Origin of the sequence: Aeribacillus composti, assembly GCF_031760945.1 — a bacterium.
Classification (GTDB): domain Bacteria; phylum Bacillota; class Bacilli; order Bacillales; family Aeribacillaceae; genus Aeribacillus; species Aeribacillus composti.
Map to the genome: position 1 here is coordinate 1726189 of NZ_CP134501.1, position 19503 is coordinate 1745691.

At 37.6% G+C, this 19503-nt stretch carries 20 protein-coding genes and 1 pseudogene; 15 read left to right on the forward strand and 6 right to left on the reverse strand.

What is annotated here, in order from left to right; genetic code table 11:
• Window positions 1-2: 2 nt before the first annotated feature.
• Window positions 3-263: a spore coat protein CotJB gene (locus RI196_RS08425; protein WP_063389714.1), complete on the forward strand. Its 261-nt coding sequence runs from the start codon at window positions 3-5 to the stop codon at window positions 261-263.
• Window positions 264-308: 45 nt separating this feature from the next.
• A complete protein-coding gene (cotJC, locus tag RI196_RS08430; protein ID WP_063389715.1) occupies window positions 309-878 on the forward strand; it encodes a spore coat protein CotJC in 570 nt (189 codons plus the stop codon).
• A gap of 815 nt (window positions 879-1693) precedes the next feature.
• Here cotJC and RI196_RS08435 read toward each other — a convergent pair.
• Complete coding sequence (locus tag RI196_RS08435) at window positions 1694-3304, reverse strand: IS1634 family transposase (RefSeq protein ID WP_311067250.1); 1611 nt, start codon at window positions 3302-3304, stop codon at window positions 1694-1696.
• 261 nt (window positions 3305-3565) lie between these two features.
• On the opposite strand from RI196_RS08435, the pseudogene RI196_RS08440 reads away from it, so the two are divergent.
• Window positions 3566-3919, forward strand: a pseudogene (locus RI196_RS08440) (IS110 family transposase); the annotation flags it as partial.
• Between the two features lie 346 nt (window positions 3920-4265).
• Here RI196_RS08440 and RI196_RS08445 read toward each other — a convergent pair.
• From RI196_RS08445 to RI196_RS08455, 3 genes are all read right to left on the reverse strand, one after another.
• A complete protein-coding gene (locus RI196_RS08445; RefSeq protein WP_094245686.1) occupies window positions 4266-4937 on the reverse strand; it encodes an ABC transporter ATP-binding protein in 672 nt (223 codons plus the stop codon).
• Between the two features lie 3 nt (window positions 4938-4940).
• Window positions 4941-6230 carry a sugar transporter gene (locus tag RI196_RS08450; protein WP_311067251.1) on the reverse strand — a complete coding sequence of 430 codons (1290 nt, stop codon included), beginning with the start codon at window positions 6228-6230 and terminating at the stop codon, window positions 4941-4943.
• Window positions 6231-6368: 138 nt separating this feature from the next.
• Window positions 6369-6926, reverse strand: coding sequence for a hypothetical protein (locus RI196_RS08455; RefSeq protein WP_311067252.1), 558 nt, complete (start codon window positions 6924-6926; stop codon window positions 6369-6371).
• 914 nt (window positions 6927-7840) lie between these two features.
• Between RI196_RS08455 and RI196_RS08460 the strand changes: the two genes are divergently transcribed.
• Both RI196_RS08460 and RI196_RS08465 read left to right on the forward strand, forming a co-directional pair.
• A complete protein-coding gene (locus RI196_RS08460; RefSeq protein WP_063389720.1) occupies window positions 7841-8209 on the forward strand; it encodes a replication termination protein in 369 nt (122 codons plus the stop codon).
• Window positions 8210-8224: 15 nt separating this feature from the next.
• Window positions 8225-9922 carry an ABC-ATPase domain-containing protein gene (locus tag RI196_RS08465; protein ID WP_311067253.1) on the forward strand — a complete coding sequence of 566 codons (1698 nt, stop codon included), beginning with the start codon at window positions 8225-8227 and terminating at the stop codon, window positions 9920-9922.
• Between the two features lie 185 nt (window positions 9923-10107).
• Here RI196_RS08465 and RI196_RS08470 read toward each other — a convergent pair whose 3' ends face one another.
• Together RI196_RS08470 and RI196_RS08475 are read right to left on the reverse strand one after the other, a co-directional pair.
• Entirely contained in the window at window positions 10108-11343 is a 1236-nt protein-coding gene (locus RI196_RS08470) for an MFS transporter (RefSeq protein ID WP_066246600.1), read from the reverse strand.
• A 258-nt stretch (window positions 11344-11601) separates the two neighbouring features.
• Complete coding sequence (locus RI196_RS08475; protein ID WP_130158005.1) at window positions 11602-11793, reverse strand: hypothetical protein; 192 nt, start codon at window positions 11791-11793, stop codon at window positions 11602-11604.
• Window positions 11794-11984: 191 nt separating this feature from the next.
• Between RI196_RS08475 and yunB the strand changes: the two genes are divergently transcribed.
• The 10 genes from yunB to RI196_RS08525 all read left to right on the forward strand — a co-directional run bounded on the left by yunB (window position 11985) and on the right by RI196_RS08525 (window position 19406).
• Window positions 11985-12731, forward strand: a complete 747-nt coding sequence (yunB, locus tag RI196_RS08480; RefSeq protein WP_063389724.1) for a sporulation protein YunB — start codon at window positions 11985-11987, stop codon at window positions 12729-12731.
• Window positions 12732-12831: 100 nt separating this feature from the next.
• Window positions 12832-13038 (forward strand): DUF1657 domain-containing protein, encoded by a 207-nt coding sequence (locus tag RI196_RS08485; RefSeq protein WP_066246606.1) that lies wholly within the window; start codon window positions 12832-12834, stop codon window positions 13036-13038.
• A gap of 56 nt (window positions 13039-13094) precedes the next feature.
• Entirely contained in the window at window positions 13095-13541 is a 447-nt protein-coding gene (locus RI196_RS08490) for a YhcN/YlaJ family sporulation lipoprotein (protein WP_063389726.1), read from the forward strand.
• A 13-nt stretch (window positions 13542-13554) separates the two neighbouring features.
• On the forward strand, window positions 13555-14034 hold the full coding sequence (spoVAC, locus tag RI196_RS08495; protein ID WP_063389727.1) for a stage V sporulation protein AC: 480 nt from the start codon (window positions 13555-13557) through the stop codon (window positions 14032-14034).
• Window position 14035: 1 nt separating this feature from the next.
• The gene (gene spoVAD / locus RI196_RS08500; RefSeq protein WP_311067254.1) at window positions 14036-15043 is read left to right on the forward strand and encodes a stage V sporulation protein AD; all 1008 of its coding nucleotides are present in this window, start codon (window positions 14036-14038) and stop codon (window positions 15041-15043) included.
• Between the two features lie 5 nt (window positions 15044-15048).
• Complete coding sequence (spoVAE, locus tag RI196_RS08505) at window positions 15049-15405, forward strand: stage V sporulation protein AE (protein WP_063389729.1); 357 nt, start codon at window positions 15049-15051, stop codon at window positions 15403-15405.
• A 5-nt stretch (window positions 15406-15410) separates the two neighbouring features.
• Window positions 15411-15617, forward strand: coding sequence for a DUF1657 domain-containing protein (locus RI196_RS08510; RefSeq protein ID WP_063389730.1), 207 nt, complete (start codon window positions 15411-15413; stop codon window positions 15615-15617).
• A gap of 14 nt (window positions 15618-15631) precedes the next feature.
• A complete protein-coding gene (locus RI196_RS08515) occupies window positions 15632-16492 on the forward strand; it encodes a DUF421 domain-containing protein (RefSeq protein WP_066246610.1) in 861 nt (286 codons plus the stop codon).
• Window positions 16493-16568: 76 nt separating this feature from the next.
• Window positions 16569-17420 (forward strand): NAD(P)/FAD-dependent oxidoreductase, encoded by an 852-nt coding sequence (locus tag RI196_RS08520; RefSeq protein ID WP_242009279.1) that lies wholly within the window; start codon window positions 16569-16571, stop codon window positions 17418-17420.
• Window positions 17421-18626: 1206 nt separating this feature from the next.
• Window positions 18627-19406, forward strand: a complete 780-nt coding sequence (locus RI196_RS08525) for a TIGR00266 family protein (RefSeq protein ID WP_063389744.1) — start codon at window positions 18627-18629, stop codon at window positions 19404-19406.
• The last annotated feature ends 97 nt before the right edge of the window (window positions 19407-19503 follow it).

Below are 19503 nucleotides of genomic sequence, written 5' to 3' on the forward strand. Positions count from 1 at the left end.
AAATGAAGGAGCTTCCTCAAGAGTACTATCAGCTCCTTGAAGAAATTCAAGCGGCTGATTTCGTGCTTGTTGAATTATCGCTTTATCTAGACACTCATCCAAATGATATAGAAGCAATCCAGCAATTTAACCAATATGCCCAATACTCAAAACAATTGAAGCAAATGTTTGAATCAAAATTCGGTGCGCTGCAGCAATTTGGAAACAGCTTTTCAGACGCGAACTGGAGCTGGGGAACGATGCCGTGGCCATGGCAAGTATAGCTTTAATCTGTTTAACTATACTCATACGATGAAAGGAGAAAGAACATGTGGTTTTATGAAAAAAAACTACAATATCCTGTCAGGGTGAGTACGTGCAACCCAAAACTTGCAAAATATTTAATTGAACAATACGGCGGAGCAGATGGAGAACTTGCTGCCGCCCTTCGCTATTTGAATCAAAGATACACGATCCCCGACAAAGTAGTAGGACTTTTAACGGATATTGGAACAGAAGAATTTGCTCATTTGGAGATGATCGCAACAATGGTGTATAAATTGACGAAAGATGCGACACCGGAACAATTAAAGGAAGCAGGACTAGGCGAGCATTATGTCAATCATGACAGCGCCTTGTTTTATAACAACGCTGCTGGAACTCCGTGGACTGCGACTTATATTCAAGCAAAAGGGGATCCGATAGCTGATTTGTATGAGGATATAGCTGCCGAGGAAAAAGCAAGAGCTACTTATCAATGGATTATCGATATGTCAGATGATCCAGACTTAAATGACGGATTAAGATTTTTGCGCCAAAGAGAAATTGTTCATTCGCAACGTTTTCGGGAGGCGGTGGAAATTTTAAAAGAAGAACGTGATCGTAAAAAGTTTTTTTAAGAAGTTCAAGGAGCATCCAATCAGACGTACTTTCATCTATTGGATGCTCCTTTTATGTTTCAGGCAGAACATTGTTGGTAATATCCAAGATTGACAGCATTGATCGAATTTTTTTACTCTCTTTCTTTTAAAATAATACAAACAGCTGTACAATCGATCAATTGAAGCTGTTCACGTACAAAAATAGTGTATTTTGCATTACTTAATCCATTTTCTTTAGCCCATGAATAAAATTCAAAATCATATCCTCCTTCTTAATATTTATGAAGACATAGTATTTTCTACTTCTACTATGTCTATCCCAATTTTATCCTTGATATATCATCTAGGTTAGAAAAGAATGGCACACCCTAAAAATAAAAATGCAACAAAAAAGGATAAAAGTAACTCTCCTCCTTGAAAAATGGACACATTACTTAAATGGTTATTTATAACATACTGTATGGAAAATACACAGCTATCTATGCAAAAGAAAACTCAAAAATGTAAGTGATCCAGTTAGGTATTATGAGCGATGCTGCGAGTCCTTTAATAATTACCATAAATCTGAGCATATAAACGAGTGCTACTGCACTTACCAATAAAGAAATATGTATAAGTCTGACCGAGAGCAATAATTTACATAGTCTCCTAAGAAATGATTAACTCCTAAAGAAACAAAGTAAATGATTAGGCTAGGAACAGCCATAGCAAAGAATAAACAAAAGCCTATAAGGAACATTCCTGTTAGACTCAAGTTTGACAGAGTACACTAAAGAAAAGCCCGAAAATACTGGTGTTTTGGACTTTACCCACAACACGTACCACTACACTTGTTAGTGGCACGTGTTTTTTTCTAATACTCTAGGAGGCGCTTGTGTGACAAGTGCTTCAAATGCTAGATTTGCTTGACCTTGTAATTCTGTACGAACGATTTGCTCTTCACCATTCACGCGTATTTTCGAGGCCTTCATCTGGCTTACATCATGCAAAATATCCTTTACACTTGTTTGGCATCCTATTTCTTTTAGCTTATAGGCCAAAAAGGATTCCATGACAAGCGCAAGGAAACAAACCATGATATGGCCTCGAATACGAGATTCCACTCGATGGTACATCGGGCGAAGTTCTAGATTCGACTTCAGGTTACGAAAGGCTTGTTCCACTCTCCACAACTCTTTATAGGCAAGTGCTGCCTCTTCATCCGTTAATGACGAGTTGGTACGAATGGCGTACTTTCCGTCAAACTTTTCGTCATTGGATACCTTCTCTTCATCAATTTTGGCCGATGCTTTTTCTATCGTTAAAAACTTGGAATACGCACGGTTTTTGACGAGTCCAGATGGACCGAGTTCATCAAGCTTCGATTGAAGGTTTTCTAACACGACTTGACGACTCGCTCGATCACGTTCTTCAGCGTCCGGATTGTAACAGAGTACATACGTTTCGCCATCGATTTTCTTTGACTTCACTTTTAGATTCGGGAGAACCTTCTTATATGGCCCACGGATGGATAATAGCTCTTGGGCTTTCTTCGACTTTCGTAATTTGACACCCACAATATATTCCATGCCCAGTTCACGAATTTGATCTAAGTTGGCTTCACTAACCATTCCGCGGTCTCCCACTAGAATGACTTTCTGAATAGGATAGCGCTTCTTCAGGTCTTCAACCACCATGCCAAACGTCTTCGTATCATGCATGTTTCCAGGGAAGACTTGATGTCCAATCGGAATCCCTGTTTTGGTCATTAATAAGCCAATCACGACTTGTTTTCGATCTCCACGATGATCTTTGGAGTAACCATAGTGAGCCAGCAGTTCGTCTGCTTCCTCTCCTTCGAAATAGGTGCTTGTCGTGTCGTAAAACACGATATCTACTTCTAATGAGGTTAAATCGGTTAAATGTCCATAAAGTTGTTCCTCAATTTTTTCTTTTTGTTCACTTAAGAAGTCTAATGCACGATAGTAGTGATGGAGTTGAATGTCTGAAAGACCTTCTGCATAAATCGTGTCGATCCATTGTTTGAAGATATAATGCTTACTATTGGGATCCATGAGACGGTTTAACACCATGGCAAAAATGGCTTCGTCATACTGAGAAGCAGTCTCGGAATCATCCATGATTTTACGTAATAGCCGACCAAGCCCTAACTTTTCCCATACCTTTCGGAACAGATAAACCGGCCCAAACTCTTTTGTCCAAAGCACGGAGACAGAAGAGGAAGAGCCTTGCCCGTGAATTCGGTCAAAGTAACGCTCTGAAAATTTGGCTAATCCCTCGATTATGTTATCGACAGAGCCATTCTCTAATAAATGTTCTAACCTCCCTAGATTACAAAGCGTTTGTTGCCGAACTTTATTGTCTACACGAAATGTACGACATATTTGTAGATATTGACGAACTGAACCATTTTTATTTTTTTGCTTATTAATTCGAATATACATAGCACTAATAGTATAACATATATTACATATTATTGGATATACAAAAGTTATCCACATAACACTACATAATGATTATATTTTCGATAAAAAAGTGGATAACTATTGGTATAATCACCTTTAGTTATCCACATGTAGTGAAATGGTGTCAAACTTGAGTTAGAAGTTTTTTCGGGGACTTGAATAAAAAAGCCCTCTTGGTATGATTCGGGGGTGTCAATCGGATTAATTGCCCCCTAATTTGGATACCAAGGAGGACTATACATGAGTTCTATCTCAAACAAGAAGATTAATCAAGTCACCGATCAAACGCTCATCGTTGGCATGGATATCGCGAAAAAGAAGCATTATGCCTGCTTTGTGGATGAGCGAGGGAGGGTGTTAAAAAAGCCGTTTCCCGTTCTGCAATCGAAAGAAGGATTGGAATGGTTGTACCAGTGCATCGTGAAAGCGATGGAGGAAGTTGAAAAAACGGAAGTGATCGTTGGCATCGAGCCAACGGGACATTATTGGCTCAATCTCGCTTACTTTCTTGACGAGAAGAGCATTCCTCTCGTGATGACAAACCCGATGCACGTGAAGCGCTCCAAAGAGCTAGACAACAATCTTCCAACCAAGGCTTTATAAGTCCAAGACACTGCCCCTTGAGTTTGAAAATCTCCATTAACATTAGCGACTGTTCTAGCAGGGTCAATTTTTATAGAGATTGATTGGTTTTGAATGGCTTTTGGACTCCTTTATAAACTGTTTCATCAGGCTTTGACTACTATTTACTCGAGCTATCCTCGTAAATGCTGTTTTTTAGGAATTTTTTTGTTTTTCATTCTGCTATATGAAAGAATGATTCAAACAGTATTTGTATGTTAGTAAAATCGCGGAAAAAGAAGGCTGGAAATCAAGGTGAAACTGTTCCTTAGAAAGCCCAAAAAGAAAAATGAACTTCCTATAACCGAGCATACAAAATTTATGCTTCACGGCTGCCGCACTCTAAAACTACTGTATTCAGTTGTTCATTTCTTTTTAAAATGATCTTTTGATTTGAAAAATCAGTTAAATCAGCATCCGTTGAATGAGTGGCATAAATTAAAATTGCCTTGTTTTGCATGACGTAATTTTTCAAATAATCGAGAATAACTTTTCTTGACCTAATATCGAAATTGACAAAAGGTTCATCAAGGAGAATCAAATTAGGCGAAGATAGAAGTGCTAAAATTAAAGATAGTTTTTGTTTCGTTCCTAAAGACAGTTCGCGTGTAAGGGTATTTTTATATTTGTAGAGTCCAATTTTTTCTATAAGACCTTCTAGAGACGAATCTAATCTTTCCCCATTCAGGAAGGATAAGATCATATCAATTGTTTCAGCCGGTGTTAAATAATCGTATAAAAATGGTGTATTGCCAATTAAGGAGACTCCTTTTATATACTTTTGAAAATCGTCCTTTAATGAAATATTGTTTAACTTGATGTCCCCATCGAATGTTGTCATTCCACCGATGATATTCAACAACGTTGATTTGCCAATTCCATTTTCACCAAGTAATTCAACAATGCTCATGTTATCTATTTTTAAGTTAATACCGTCAAAAATGTAGGCTGATTCACCATATCTTTTTTTTATATTGATCAATTCAAGCATGTTTTACCTCTCTTTTGTCAGAAAATTATATAATAATAAAAAATGTGAATAAACAATAAAGAAAAAGAGTATAGGATATATACTGCCGAATTTCATTGAATAAAAAGCTACAGCGCTGCATGCAATAGAAGGCAATCCTAAAACGAATAAATCTTCTAAAGGATTAAAAAAATATACAAAAAAATTGTTTTTAATATCTTCTATTGATAATTTTTGAAAGCGATAGACTCTTTTTGAAATGATTTTTATTGTGTAGAAGTAAATGATTGTTGAACATAAAACAGTGACAGCTGAAAATAATGAAAATCCATAAAGGAGGAATACACCAGCATAATAACTGATTAGGATTACGATGAGCCTTCTTGACAGAAATTTAGAAAGCGAATTCTCATAATAAGTTTTTTGATCAAACTTCTTTATATAATAAAAATCGCTTAAATTACAGTCGTTTAACAGTTTTGAGCTATTTATGATTCCTTGAGATATCAAACTAATCATTGCGCTTTCAATTCCTAAATAAACCGAAATGATAATCAATTTATGAATATTAAAATAAAAATGAATCATACATATCAGAACTAAAGAAGCAACTGCAAACAAATAAGTATACAATATATATAAGTAGTAAGTTCTATTTTGACAAGATCGGGATAAAGCCGCTTGATACTGATCTAAATGCAGGTCATTTTTATACCGGATGAAATGTTCTTTCTTTTTCGTAGCGTTCGGCCCGTGAATAAATAAAAAGACAATCTGAGGATTGCTCCATAAAAATTTTACAATAATAGTAAAAAAAACAGCTATTAAGACGAAAATCTCGTATAAAAGGATGGTTATGTAACTAAAATGAAATTCTCTCATAAAAATCAACATAAAAAAACAATAAGAAAGAATGTTTGTTCCAAATGTTAACAGCAATTTTTTAATAATCAGTAATTGAAATTTATTTTTGTGAGCTTTATACATCCATTGAGAAATATTCTCCAGCTCCACATGATCGTAATCATCATTATTAATATCAGTGAACAAAAGCGTTATAAAAAAATAGATAGTGGCGATATAAAAAGGATTTATATTTATTATAAAGGAATGAAAAAAATAAATGAGCAAATAGACAAAAATCGGTGCTAACATCGAAGCGAAAGTAATGACTGCATTTACGTTATAAAGAAAGACCAGCAGCAATTTTTTATCGCCGCCAGCAAACTTATTTAGAAAATTCCCAAATAAAATCTCGAAATTTGCTAATGCTTTTCTTTTTTTCATTAACCGCTTGTATTTAAAGTATTTCATCTTCTTCAATTCCCCAACATTTTCGCAACAATTTTTACCAGATTAAAAATTCCTACTAAAAAAACGATTATCGAGATTACGAACAATATTCTCATTTTAGCCTTAAATTTTTTTTCCATATTATGCACCTTCCTAAGATCATTGAAATTGCACAACAGTCATGAACGTTTGAATGATAAGCGTCAAACCATAAGTGGTCGAAAATATTATTGTACACAGTTTTATTTTTAGGCTGATGGAAGTGGAACTGTCTAAATATGATAAATATAAGTAGAAAAAAACAACCAATAGGATTTGCGAACCTGGAAACCAGCCCAGCCATTGAATATCTTGCAATTGATCAAAGCCAGCCAGTGAAATGATCGTCATATTTAATAAAATGGAAACAAGATTCGCAAAAATGATGGCTGATAAAAAGTTACTAAATGTAAACTTTTTATTCGTCATGACATTTGTAATATAAGTAATAAATATTGTTTCGATTATGATCACGGTAATTCCCGCAATCAATTGTATTAAAATTAACAAAGCAGTAACAAACGAATGTGCAAACAATGGAAAGCTCGCTTGCAGTTTATCAAATTGCTCAATCACTTGAAACTGTTTAATGGAAAAAAATGAATTCGCCACAACTGCTAGCACTAACAGGCAAAAAGAAAGTAAATTTATTATTCTTTCATTTTTTAATTTGAGCATTTTTATCCCCTTTATAAGAAAAGGTGTCCCGCCTTATTACAAAAATTAAAACATTAGGAGGCTAAAGGCTATTACAGTTAGAGTCAATCACCATGAAATATAAGAAATTTCATTGAGACCATCAAGAATAATTCCGGCAGCAGTCAGATTAAATTCATAACTTATCCTCTCAAAATTGCTTTAATTTCACACAAATAATATTCTTTCCTCGTTTAAAATTGCAACTGAATGGGGCTGTACTTAGCTGGTCAGAAATTTTTAGTTCTAGTAGACTATAAACAACAAATCATGCAATTGTACTAAAGCGGGAAGCCAAATTGTAATCACGAACTTGCATAGATAAGCAGCCCGTGAATTCTTATGTGATGAAACCCGAAAACAAAGTCATGTAATTTCTTTTAAACTAGTATTTCCGAATGAGGTTTTTGGCAATTTATAGAAATATTATAATGAAGGTTGGATCCCTTGGTCAAGCTGCTCCTAAATTTTTCTGATGGTTTTCAAAAGGTGGCATGTTAGGAATGATGATTTTAAGTAATCCATCTCATTAATCTACGTTTTTTTAGACAGAATCATCTTGTTTGTAACACTCATTATTGCGTGAATAAGAAATGTTCATGCCCGATGCTTCCGAGAAGCAATCGAAATTTTAAAAAGGTCAAGATTCGGTGGTAGAGGAAAAGATTTTCGGATTGACAAACAGCCGAATGCCATTCCACTTTATGCTAAAACAAATATTTTAACAAATAGCATGGAGGTCTTGTCATATTATGTGACAATTCATTTTGCAAACAATGTTCTAAATGAAAAAAAGATATATTTTTATTTGAACTTATATTATGATTAAAATAAAAGGATCGGAAAACTATAAGTTTACATAATTATATTATTGTAAAAAGGAGATGGATGGAGAGATGACGGAAAAAAGAAAACCTAGCGGCTTTTTATTGAAGCAGCGAGCTTTTTTAAAATTATATTTAATCACGATGACGGAAAAGAAGCGGCTGTACGGTTTTAAAATATTGGATGAACTGCGGGAAGAGTTTCGCCCGTATGGCTACCGTCCGAATCATTCTGAGCTGTACAAAGCGCTTCATGATTTAATAAAAGACGGCATTTTAAAACAAATTAAACGAAAAAAGGAAGGAGCCGAGTTTCAAGAGGTTGTCTATTATCAGTTTGTCGATTATGAAAAAGCAAAACAATATAAAAGACAACTAAAAGCAGAGCTGGACCGCTCAAAAGCAATTATTGAAAAAGCTATACGAGACAATTTTGCATAAATATGGAGGAGTATTATGATCAATCTTGCAAAAAAGCTGGAACAAATCGATGGCAAAGGATATAAAGCGTACAAACAGATTCAAGGCTCGTACAAGTTTCCTGATTTTGAATTGTTGATCGATTATGTACAGGGCGATCCGTTTGCAAGTCCTTCGAAAATCAGAATATTGATCGCTAGAAGCAAAACGGCTTTTTTACAAAAATGGACAAACAGCCGGCAAAGAAAGATAAGATGTGAAGATATGATTGTCCGCGAAGTATTTCAAGCAATTTCTAATTTGAAAAATAACGTACGCGGCTCTGGAAAAAGCGGGCTGATCATGATTGACAAACCGGGGCAGAAGGTGTTAGAACGGACAGCTGTTCAGATAGGAGAAAACGATATTACAGTTTGTCTTTCAATCGGTCTTCCGGCTCAAGGGAGAACAATATTAGGCAAGGAAGCCAAAAAAATATTTTTTCAACTACTTCCCGAAATTTTGCGGCATTCTGTCTTTTCTGTGAAGGGGAAAGATATTGAGTGCGCGATTCAGCTTTGCGACCAGCAAATGGCGATCCGCTCCTATATGAAAGAGAGAGGAATAATAGCGTTTATTGCAAATAATTCAATTTTGCCGCGTGCAAGCGGCGTAAGTGATCAGCCGTTGAAAGGCGCTGTTCCTTTTCAAAGTCCAAAGGAAATGGAAGTCTCAATTCCTGTTCCGCATCGGCAAGAACCGTTGAAGGGCATGGCTATATTCAAAGGCATCACCTTGATCGTTGGAGGAGGTTATCATGGAAAAAGCACTTTATTAAAGGCGCTCGAGCATGGTGTTTATGACCATATTGAAGGGGACGGCCGTGAATTTGTTTTGACGGATCGTTCAGCATGCAAAATACGTGCCGAAGATGGCCGCAGTATAAAGAAGGTGGATATTTCCGCTTTTATTAACAATCTGCCGTTTCAAAAAAGCACAAAATCCTTCTCTACGGAAAATGCAAGCGGCAGTACATCGCAGGCAGCCAATATAATGGAAATGCTAGAAGCAGGAGCAAAAACATTATTGATCGACGAGGATACAAGTGCAACAAACTTTATGATTCGGGACGCCAGAATGCAAGCATTAATTCATAAAGAGCATGAACCCATTACTCCATTTATCGATAAAGTTTTACAATTGAAGCAGGATTTTGATGTCTCAACAATTTTAGTTATGGGCGGATCGGGAGATTACTTTTCCGTTGCGGATCGCGTAATAAAAATGGATCATTATAAGCCTTATGACGTCACACATGAAGCAAAACAGATTGCCTGTCAAATTAAAACCGGAAGAAAGCATGAAGGAGGGGAGAAATTTGGAGAATGGAAGCTTCGTATTCCGGAATCAGGCAGCTTGAACAGCAGAAAAGGGAAAAAATCTAAAATTGCTTGCCGGCTTTCTGAAATTCAATATGGACTAGAAAAAATTGATTTATCTTATGTAGAACAGCTGGTCGACGAAAGCCAGACAAGAATGATTGGAGAAATATTATCGTATATCGAACGGACAAACCTTTTTGACAGACGCTTAACAGTATCACAATTGCTTGATTTCGTAGAAAATAAGATCAATCAGGACGGTCTCCAAAGTTTTTCGGCCCATCATGGTCATCAAGGTGAATTGGCGTATGTAAGAAGATTTGAATTAGCGGCAGCCTTGAACCGGATTAGGGCGTTAAAAATTCGGGAATGAAGAAAAGACTTTCTTCCATAAAAAATTTTTCTATCATCATCAACGAACTGACGGGTGCCCCAATTTTGACAGCGCAAAGAAAGCGAGAGACTCCGAGCATTTCTTTTGCTTAGACGGCCTCGACCGCAAGCTTGCCGGCGCGAAACGGGCGCGGGAGTCGCAAGCTTTGAATCTGTCAATGCTCGTTACGAAAACGATTTGGCATGAACTTGCTGGTTTTCCCGCTTGTCCGTTTTCTTTTTCTCTTTTAAATAATCAATTAAAACTAGCAGAATAACAATGAAAAAACAAATGCTTGATAATTGAAAAATCGTTCCTAAATCAACATAGGATGATAAGAAGCCTAGAAAAACCGCACTTATTCCTATTCCTCCATCCAATGCTGAATAATACATTCCGTTTGCGACTCCTCTCCGATCGGCAGGTGTTTTAGAAAGCACCCATGATTGCAAAACAGGAAGCAGTGACCCAAAACCGGCGCCAAATAAAATACCAGCTAAAACAAGCATTCCGACTGAGTATGTGAAAGATAAAACCCAAAAGGCGATAAATGTTAAGAATGAGCAAACAATGGCAAGAAGCCAAGGACCGCTTCGATCAAACCACCTTCCTGAAATTGGTCGTACAGCAGTTGCCGCCAACGCATTACATAAGTAGTATAAGAAGATTTGATCGATCCCTCTTTCTTGGCCGAATATGACGATAAACGTGACAATTCCCCCATAACCGAAAGCTGATAATAATGTAATCAGTGCAGGAAACGCCCCATGTTTATCAATGAGTGAGCGAAAAAAAGAAAAATCCTTTACATGCATTGATTTTTCTAAAACAGACTTTGGCGTTTTGTATTGAACTAATGAAAGGGCTATAATCGATATGACACCGAAAATGGCGGAACCGATGATGAGCGGCTGGAATCCTAAATGTTGAAAAAGCAAAATGCCAAAACTAGGAGCGATGATCATCCCAATGGTGATAGATAAACCATAATAGCCCATTCCTTCTCCGAGGCGTTTCGTTGGAACCAATTCAACAGCTGCCGTTCCATTTGCTGTTGTTGACCATCCCCAGGCAAAACCGTGAAGGAGGCGGACAATTAAAAATAAAAAAACAATCGATGTAAGCGAGTATGAAAGGGTTAAAAAGAGTAAGCCTACAGCTCCAGTTATAACGAGCCATTTTCGTTTCGCTGATTCAAGAAGAAAACCAATGAGCGGTCGAATGACAACAGCAGCGATGGAAAAAAGGGTTGTAACAAGCCCGATTTCAATGTCCGATGCTCCAATTGCTTTCGCTTGCGGCGGCAAAGTAGGCAAAAGCATTTGAAAGCTCATAAAAACAAATAAATTTCCGATAATTAACAAAATGAATGATTTTGTCCAAAGCGGCGGCTTGGCGGTATGAACGGCAGAATCCTTCATGGATTTGATGGCACCTCCTGCATCGTAAAAACAAAAATATTTAGATACTCGAACAATTACCAACTACTCTATTATACAAATTTTTCAAAGGAACTCAATGGATTGGTTGCCTTTTCTTTTTAATAGAAGCTGGAGAAGAAAATTCACAAATCGATGGAAAATCTAGAACAGTGATGGGTTGAAAAATTGCAACTGACACATATTACAAAAAAAGCCGATTTTCTTTCAAACAAGAGAAAGAAAATCGGCCGTTTTCTTTTATCGGTTTGGCATGATTTGTTGAATTTGACTGTTTGCAAATTTTTGTTGCAGCGGTTTGATGATGTTAGCGAATAAGTTTTGTCGTCTGCCAAATCCGTATAATGCTGCAGCCCCCAAACCGACTAAAGAAATCCACATCATGCTGTTTCTTTGCCGGTTCTTAGGAAACATGGAGCGTTTTTTTCCCATTTTGAAGAGGGACCCCATTTTTCTCATTATAAAAGCACCTCTTCCTAAGTTGTGTTTGGAAGAACATCTTCCAACAGTTATAGTATTGTTTTTTCACGATTCTTTATTAGTTACAGTTGATTCCAATTTTATTTTAGCTTCTAATCAGCTTTCTTTTCTACATATATTGGTACAAAGGGAGGGAAATTCTTTTGTACCGAAAATTCAGAAGACGACGAAGACGCGGCCCTCTGCCGGCTAAATATGTTTTTTTAATTACATTTGTCATTTTCAATGTTTTGACAGCATACAGCTTATGGCTGATCAATGCCATTATTGAACCGACATTGGTCAGAATAGCGGAAACAAAGACGAGGCAAATTGCCGAACATGCAATTCATGATGCTGTTTCGAAAAAAATAGCAGAAAAACTTGATATGAAGGAATTGATCATTATTCATGAAAAGAAATCAGACGAAACGGCGACTTACAGCTTTAATTCCCAAATTTATAACCGTCTTATTTCAGATGCGACCGTTTATATTCAGCAATATTTAGATGGGAATGTGGAGGTTGAATCGGAAGACGGCATCCCCGTCAATCAAAACCCAGATGGAAAAGGCCTGGTTTATCATATTCCACTCGGATTAATAACGAACAATGCGCTCATCTCCCATTTAGGTCCTGAAGTTCCCGTACGCTTTGAACTTATTGGTTCAGTTAATTCAGAAATTAGCACAAAATATAAGGAAATTGGCATTAATAACGCTTATTTAGAAATATATATGGACATTTTAGTTAAAATTAACGTCATTATTCCTTCGATTTCAAAAGATATGGAAATAGAAAATTCAGTGAAAATTGGTGATTTATTTATTGAAGGAAAAGTTCCGCAGTTTTACAACAGCGGCGGGACTGGTTCGGCACCTGCTGTCATTATGCCTGAAAAATCAAAATAATAATACGGAATAAAATGGATATAAGGGAAGAACATCCCTTTTTTACTTTTGGGCATTTAGGAAATATTAAACTTGTAACAACAAAAAGGAGGAATTGACATTGACAGTTTCAACTCAAGTTCAACAAACATTAGCAGGATTAAAAAGTGCTCAAGCAAGCTTTGAAACGTTTGCACTGCAAACGGAAAACAAGCAAGCAAAACAGATTTATCAACAGGCTGCGCAGCAAACACAGTCAATTGTTGATTTGATTAATACTCGCTTGCAGCAAATCCAGAATGAAGAGCCTCAATATAAACAACAGTAAAGGTTGGTATTTACCAACCTTTTCAACACATCACAAATAAGAGTGAGCTGGTCAGGATGAAACATTTTATATTCTTTTTCACTTTCCTTTTTGTTTTCTCAGCATGCCAACAGAACGATATGGTCGATCCGACTTTAGAACAACCGACAAAAATCAATTATTCGACGAAGAACGCTCCTTTTAATCAAAAGGTCGCGAAAAAGGCGGAGGAAATAGCGGAAAGCTATGATGGAGTTCCCAAAGCCATAAGCGTCAATACAGACCGCAAGCTATTGCTTGCTTTTCAATTAGATCATATGAAACGGTTTCAATTAAAACAAAAGGAAAAAACAATTGAAAAAAAATTAAAAAAATCTTTCCGAGATTATGATGTCACCGTTTCAAGCGACATGAAAATTTATTGGGAAACAGAAAAATTAATTAACAAACTGGAAAATCTGGACAAGCGTGAAATGAACAAGAAAGTGGAAAACATTATTCAATTGAGCAGAGAAGAAACATAAGAAGGTGTTTTCAATGGCGAATGAGCAAAGAAAACTTCAAACGAAAATCATGCAGGAATACTATCAATTGGAGAAAAAAAATGAAACGAAAAGACCTGTTGTCCAAAACTGTTTACGAGCCTTTTTAGTCGGTGGAATTATTTGCTCCATCGGACAAGCGATACAGTTTTTTTACATGTACTTTTTTCATTTTACTCAACAAACCGCTGGAAATCCGACTGTTGCCACGATGATTTTTTTATCTATGCTTTTGACCGGATTTGGTGTTTACGACCGGATTGCTCAATTTGGCGGTGCCGGAAGCGCTGTACCAGTCACAGGGTTCGGAAATGCTGTTATTTCTGCAGCGATTGAGCACCGAACAGAAGGATTTGTCCTCGGTGTAGGCGGGAACATGTTTAAATTGGCCGGATCTGTTATTTTATTTGGAACGTTTTCTGCATTTGTAGTTGCTTTAATCAAAACGATTTTAATTAAATGGGGTGGTTTTTGAAATGCTGAAAGGACATCGCACTTGGGTATTTCATAATCAACCCGTGATCATTTCAACCGCTACCGTTGGCGGGCCGTTTGAAGCAAATGGCAGACTAGCCGACGATTTTGATCTTCTTCACGAAGATTTGTGGTTGGGTGAGGACTCTTATGAAAAAGCTCATAAAGTGCTTTTTGAAGAAGCGTTTTACAAAGCAATAGAAAAAGGAAACATTCAAAAAGAACAGGTGGAATTTATTATTTCCGGAGATTTAGTGAATCAAATCACCCCGTCCAGCTTTGCAGCAAGAACGTTCGGCGTTCCTTATCTCGGCATTTTCGGCGCTTGTTCTACGTCGATGGAAGGGCTGGCATTAAGCGCATTTATCGTCAATTACGGCGGAGCAAAATATTTACTGACTGGTGCGGCCAGCCATAATACGGCAATCGAAAAACAATTTCGCTATCCGACCGAGTACGGTGGGCAAAAGCCACCGACTGCACAGTGGACAGTCACGGGTGCAGGAGCTGCTTTGTTAAGCAATGAAGGGAAAGGACCTGCCGTGACCTCGGCAACGATTGGCAGAGTGGTCGATTTAGGCATGTCTGATCCGTTTAATATGGGCGGTGCGATGGCGCCGGCAGCAGTTGACACGATAGAAGCGCATTTCCGCGATTTAAATATTGATGCGGACTACTATGATTTAATTGTAACAGGCGACTTAGGAAAAATCGGACGCAACGTCGCTCTTGAATTATTTGAAAAAAATGGAGTTCAAATGGATGAGGAAAAATTTCAGGATTGCGGTTTAATGATTTATCGGGAAGGACAACCAGTTTTATCCGGTGCAAGCGGGGCGGGCTGCTCGGCAATTGTCGTATACGGCCATTTATTAAATCGGATGAAAAAAGGCGAGCTGAAGCGAATTCTCGCTGTCGCAACTGGGGCGCTGCTTTCTCCGCTAACGTTCCAGCAAAATGAAACCATTCCGTGCATTGCACACGCTGTGTCCATTGAATTCAGGGGGTGAAACATTTGGTTGCGTCATTTTTTTGGGCGTTTGTCATAGGCGGATTAATTTGTGTAATTGGACAGATCATGTTTGATGTGTTTCATTTAACACCTGCTCATACATTAAGTACGTTTGTCGTGATTGGAGCCATCTTGGACGGTTTCGGGCTTTATGAACCATTTATCGATTTTGCGGGTGCAGGTGCAACCATTCCGATTACAAGCTTCGGAAATTCTCTCGTTCATGGAGCGTTGCAAGAAGCAGAAAAACATGGATTGATCGGAGTTTTAACAGGTATGTTTGAAGTGACTAGCTCCGGTATTTCAGCAGCTATTATTTTTGGTTTTATCGGAGCGCTTTTATTTAAACCAAAGGGGTGATTGGATTGACAGTAGCATCACAGGTCAAGCAAACGCTGGCCAGTTTAAAAAGCATTCATGCGGGATTACAAAACTTGGCCATTACGTCAACTGATGAAGAAACGAAACGAGTTTTTCACGAAAACATGTTAATATCTGAAGAAATTATCAATGATGTAAAGTCTCGAATTGGAGAGCTGGAGTTTGAGGAACCTGAGTATAAAGGCTTTTGAAAAGAGGGATGAACATGCCAGAGTGGGTTGAAGTCATTATTCGTTCACTTGCCATAATAGCTGGATTATTTTTCATTTCCAAACTATTGGGAAAAAAACAGCTTTCCAAGCTTTCCTTTTTTGAATACGTCGTCGGCATTACCATTGGTGACATTGCCGGGACACTGTCAATGGATACGAATTTAAATTTAACAAACGGTATTATCAGCATTGCCATATGGGTGATGATTCCGGTTATTATTTCATTCATTTCCATGAAAAGTCCGTCGTTTCAGCAATTTATTGAAGGAAAACCGACCGTTTTTATTAAAAACGGAAAAATCATGGAGGAAAATTTAAAGAAAGAAAAATATCCTTTGGCCGCTTTGTTGGAACAATTGAGGAAAAATAATGTCCATCATGCCAGTGATGTGGAATTTGCTATTTTGGAAACTACTGGTGAACTGAGTATTTTGCTAAAAAAAGAAAAACAGCCTATAACGGTAGGAGATATCAAAACGAACGTTGCCCCTGTTAAAGAACCGCAAACCGTCATAATGGACGGAAAAATTATGGACGAAGCTCTTTCAACGACCGGTTTGAATCGAAGATGGCTGAAAGAAAAACTCGATCAATTAGGAGTCGCCGTCGAGAATGTTTTTTTAGCCCAAGTCGATTCATATGGACAACTCACTGTTGATTTATATGATGATAAAGTAAAAGTGCCTGAACCTGTTGAAAAACAGCTTCTACTTTCATCCCTTAAAAAAGTGGAGGCAGATTTTGAATTATACGCTCTGCAAACTGAAAATACGGAAGCGAAAAACATGTATATAAAAAATAGAAAAAAAATAGCTGAAATGATCAAAACATTAACGCCTTTTTTGCAAGGTTGACTGAAAGGGTGGAAAAGTGAAAACATACGATTGCATCATTGTTGGCGGCGGGATCGCCGGTTTATCTGCGGCCATTATGCTTGGAAGGTATAAACATAATGTTTTAGTCATCGACAAGATGAACGGAAGATCGACGCTATGCAGAAGCTATCATAATTTGTTAGGGTGGCCTGACGGGGTAAGCGGACAGACACTGCGTACTCTTGGAAGAGAACATGCAGAAAAATACGGAGTAAAATTTTTGAAAAAGCTGGCAGCAAAAGTCGAAAAGCAAGGAAAAGATTTCCTTATCGAAACGGACGATCGCAGCATATACAAAACAAAAAAATTGCTGATTGCAACAGGGGTTACCGACCGCATACCAGAAGTGCTGTCAGAAATAAAGCATTGTTTAGGCATTTCGGTATATGTTTGCCCTGATTGCGATGGATATGAAGTAGATGGGAAATCGGTCATTGTAATGGGGGCAGGAAAAGCAGGAGCGAAGCTGGCTCTCTCACTAACGTACTGGACGAAAGACATTCAGTACGTGAATCATGATGGAGAAGAAATTAATGCTGCATTAAAAAATGAACTTTCTAATAAAAATATCGAATACATAAAAGAACGGTTAACGAAAGTGATGAGAGACGGTGAATGGTTTAAGGGAGTTGAATTGGAAAGCGGAAGACGCCTTTTCGCGGATAGAGGCTTCCTCGGATTTGGCGGCAATCGCGTTCATTCAGATCTTGCCGCTCAGCTCGGCGCCGAGCGATTAGAAAATAAGCATCTAGTCATCCATGCACGGACGAAAGAAACGAGCGTCCAAAATGTTTGGGCAGCCGGAGACGTTGCGGCTCACTCGGAACAAGCTGCAATCGCAATGGGGGATGGAATCCAAGCAGCGATTTGGATTCATAAACGGCTTTTAGAGGAACAACGGACTTGATGTTGATTGATAGATCTGAAAATTCCGAGCTGTTCAGGGCTCCATTATTTTGCCGATTTTACGACCGTAAAAGTTATCGACAAAGAATGACGAGCAATTTAGGAGCGAATGCTCGGATTTGTCTTGAATTAGTATTGGAAAAAGTTGACTGAACATAAAGCTAGGAGGGGGAGGACATCAATTGTTTTGAGCGCTGGAAGTTTCGATGCCCTCCTTTGTGTTGACATGAAGATATTTATGATTACAGCCTTTCACGGCTGCAGAGAAAGTAAATGTGATCAAATAAGTGAGAATCCGAAAATGGAAGTTCTGCACATGATAGGGATTGAGCATTTGTTTTTGGCGAAAAAGCTCTCTTCAATCTTTAATTTTTTTACGATGAAGGCTCAGATGTTTTCAACTAAAGCCCCGAATTGTTGAAGTGTATGTTTCACATACTATTCTCCAGCTTTACATAGGAATTTTTATCAAAGACAAGAAATCATTCTATATTATTTGCACGATAAGATTCATTTGCAGCTGCTTTCCTTTGTTGAAGTAAAAATAAAAATACACCTAATAAAAGGTATTATCTATAATTTCTCAAATTGCTTCTGCGAAATTATTTCAGCAGCGATCCAGAACGAATATTCCATATCCAGTGATGTTAGTTTATTCGAAAATCGAAAATCTATTACTCAGATAATTTCATCAATTAACTTTTTATATTATCTTTATAAACTGGTCAGCCCTGTATTAACTGTTCGAGCTGTACCAATACCTCATTAGTTTTTTCGGATTTAGAGGCTGATTTTCTCGCTCCTAAATCGATTAAATTCGATCAAATTCTGTTTTGCTTTTTTAAAGGATAAATTCTAAATAAACAGGATTTTTGATCAAACTTTCAATTTTATATAAGACGATTATTTATCAAACTTTATTTTACATCTGCATTTTGCAAATGAAGTAGATATATCGTTTAACTGAGCAGCCGTTAATCCTTTGGCTTTTTTGCTGCAAGCAATTCTTTTTCCTTGCCTAGGACAAAACATTCATATTGCACCGAAGCCCGATTGAAAAAAGAAATCGAACGGATTGCTCAAAGTGGTATTATGCACTGGTTCTATGGTCATAGAGATTCTTAAAAAAATTATGGCAATATGGATGAAAAAGAGCTATGATGAGTATATTACATATTCAAAAAATTACAATTATTGGGGTGAAACTATGGTCGCTCATGAAATTGAATACAAACTTCATGGAGACGATATGCAATTTGTCGAAATTGAACTTGATCCTGGCGAAAGCGCCATAGCAGAAGCCGGCGCCATGATGATGATGGACGATGGTATTGAAATGGAAACAGTTTTTGGTGACGGAAGTAATCAATCAAAAGGTTTATTAGGTAAACTTGTTGGCGCAGGGAAGCGTTTGATTACTGGAGAAAGCTTATTTATGACAGTGTTTACAAATCATCAGATGGAAAAAAAACATGTTTCCTTTGCCGCTCCGTATCCCGGAAAAATTATTCCGCTTGATTTAAAGGAATTCGGCGGGAAGGTCATTTGTCAAAAGGATTCATTTCTTTGCGCTGCAAAAGGGGTTTCCGTCGGAGTTGAATTTCAACGGAAATTAGGGACAGGATTTTTCGGCGGTGAAGGGTTTATTATGCAGAAGCTTGAGGGAGATGGATTAGCTTTTCTTCATGCAGGCGGAACGATTATCCAGAAGGATTTGCTCCCAGGAGAAAAACTTAAAATTGATACAGGCTGTTTAGTAGCAATGACAAAAGATGTTGATTACAATATCGAATTTGTCGGCAAAGTGAAAACGGCATTCTTTGGCGGCGAAGGTCTGTTTTTCGCAACCGTACGTGGACCGGGTTCTGTTTGGGTACAATCATTGCCCTTCAGCCGTTTAGCTGACAGAGTTTTGGCCGCGCAAAGTGGAGGCAAAGATGAAGGCAGCATTTTAGGCGGAATTGGGGATTTATTTGATGGAGATTGATTATTTGCAATGACAAGAGGAAGCGGCTCATACGATTCCTCTTTTTTTAATGAAAAAGGCCATAATAAAAACCTTTGTGAAAAAAATAAAATAGTAG

Coding starts and splice junctions, on each gene's coding strand:
- RI196_RS08425 (WP_063389714.1), top strand. CDS start 3: ATGAAGGAGCTTCCTCAAGAGTACTATCAGCTCCTTGAAGAAATTCAA.
- cotJC (WP_063389715.1), top strand. CDS start 309: ATGTGGTTTTATGAAAAAAAACTACAATATCCTGTCAGGGTGAGTACG.
- RI196_RS08435 (WP_311067250.1), bottom strand. CDS start 3,304: ATGTATATTCGAATTAATAAGCAAAAAAATAAAAATGGTTCAGTTCGT.
- RI196_RS08445 (WP_094245686.1), bottom strand. CDS start 4,937: ATGCTTGAATTGATCAATATAAAAAAAAGATATGGTGAATCAGCCTAC.
- RI196_RS08450 (WP_311067251.1), bottom strand. CDS start 6,230: ATGAAATACTTTAAATACAAGCGGTTAATGAAAAAAAGAAAAGCATTA.
- RI196_RS08455 (WP_311067252.1), bottom strand. CDS start 6,926: ATGCTCAAATTAAAAAATGAAAGAATAATAAATTTACTTTCTTTTTGC.
- RI196_RS08460 (WP_063389720.1), top strand. CDS start 7,841: ATGACGGAAAAAAGAAAACCTAGCGGCTTTTTATTGAAGCAGCGAGCT.
- RI196_RS08465 (WP_311067253.1), top strand. CDS start 8,225: ATGATCAATCTTGCAAAAAAGCTGGAACAAATCGATGGCAAAGGATAT.
- RI196_RS08470 (WP_066246600.1), bottom strand. CDS start 11,343: ATGAAGGATTCTGCCGTTCATACCGCCAAGCCGCCGCTTTGGACAAAA.
- RI196_RS08475 (WP_130158005.1), bottom strand. CDS start 11,793: ATGGGAAAAAAACGCTCCATGTTTCCTAAGAACCGGCAAAGAAACAGC.
- RI196_RS08490 (WP_063389726.1), top strand. CDS start 13,095: ATGAAACATTTTATATTCTTTTTCACTTTCCTTTTTGTTTTCTCAGCA.
- spoVAC (WP_063389727.1), top strand. CDS start 13,555: ATGGCGAATGAGCAAAGAAAACTTCAAACGAAAATCATGCAGGAATAC.
- spoVAD (WP_311067254.1), top strand. CDS start 14,036: ATGCTGAAAGGACATCGCACTTGGGTATTTCATAATCAACCCGTGATC.
- RI196_RS08515 (WP_066246610.1), top strand. CDS start 15,632: ATGCCAGAGTGGGTTGAAGTCATTATTCGTTCACTTGCCATAATAGCT.
- RI196_RS08520 (WP_242009279.1), top strand. CDS start 16,569: ATGCTTGGAAGGTATAAACATAATGTTTTAGTCATCGACAAGATGAAC.
- RI196_RS08525 (WP_063389744.1), top strand. CDS start 18,627: ATGGTCGCTCATGAAATTGAATACAAACTTCATGGAGACGATATGCAA.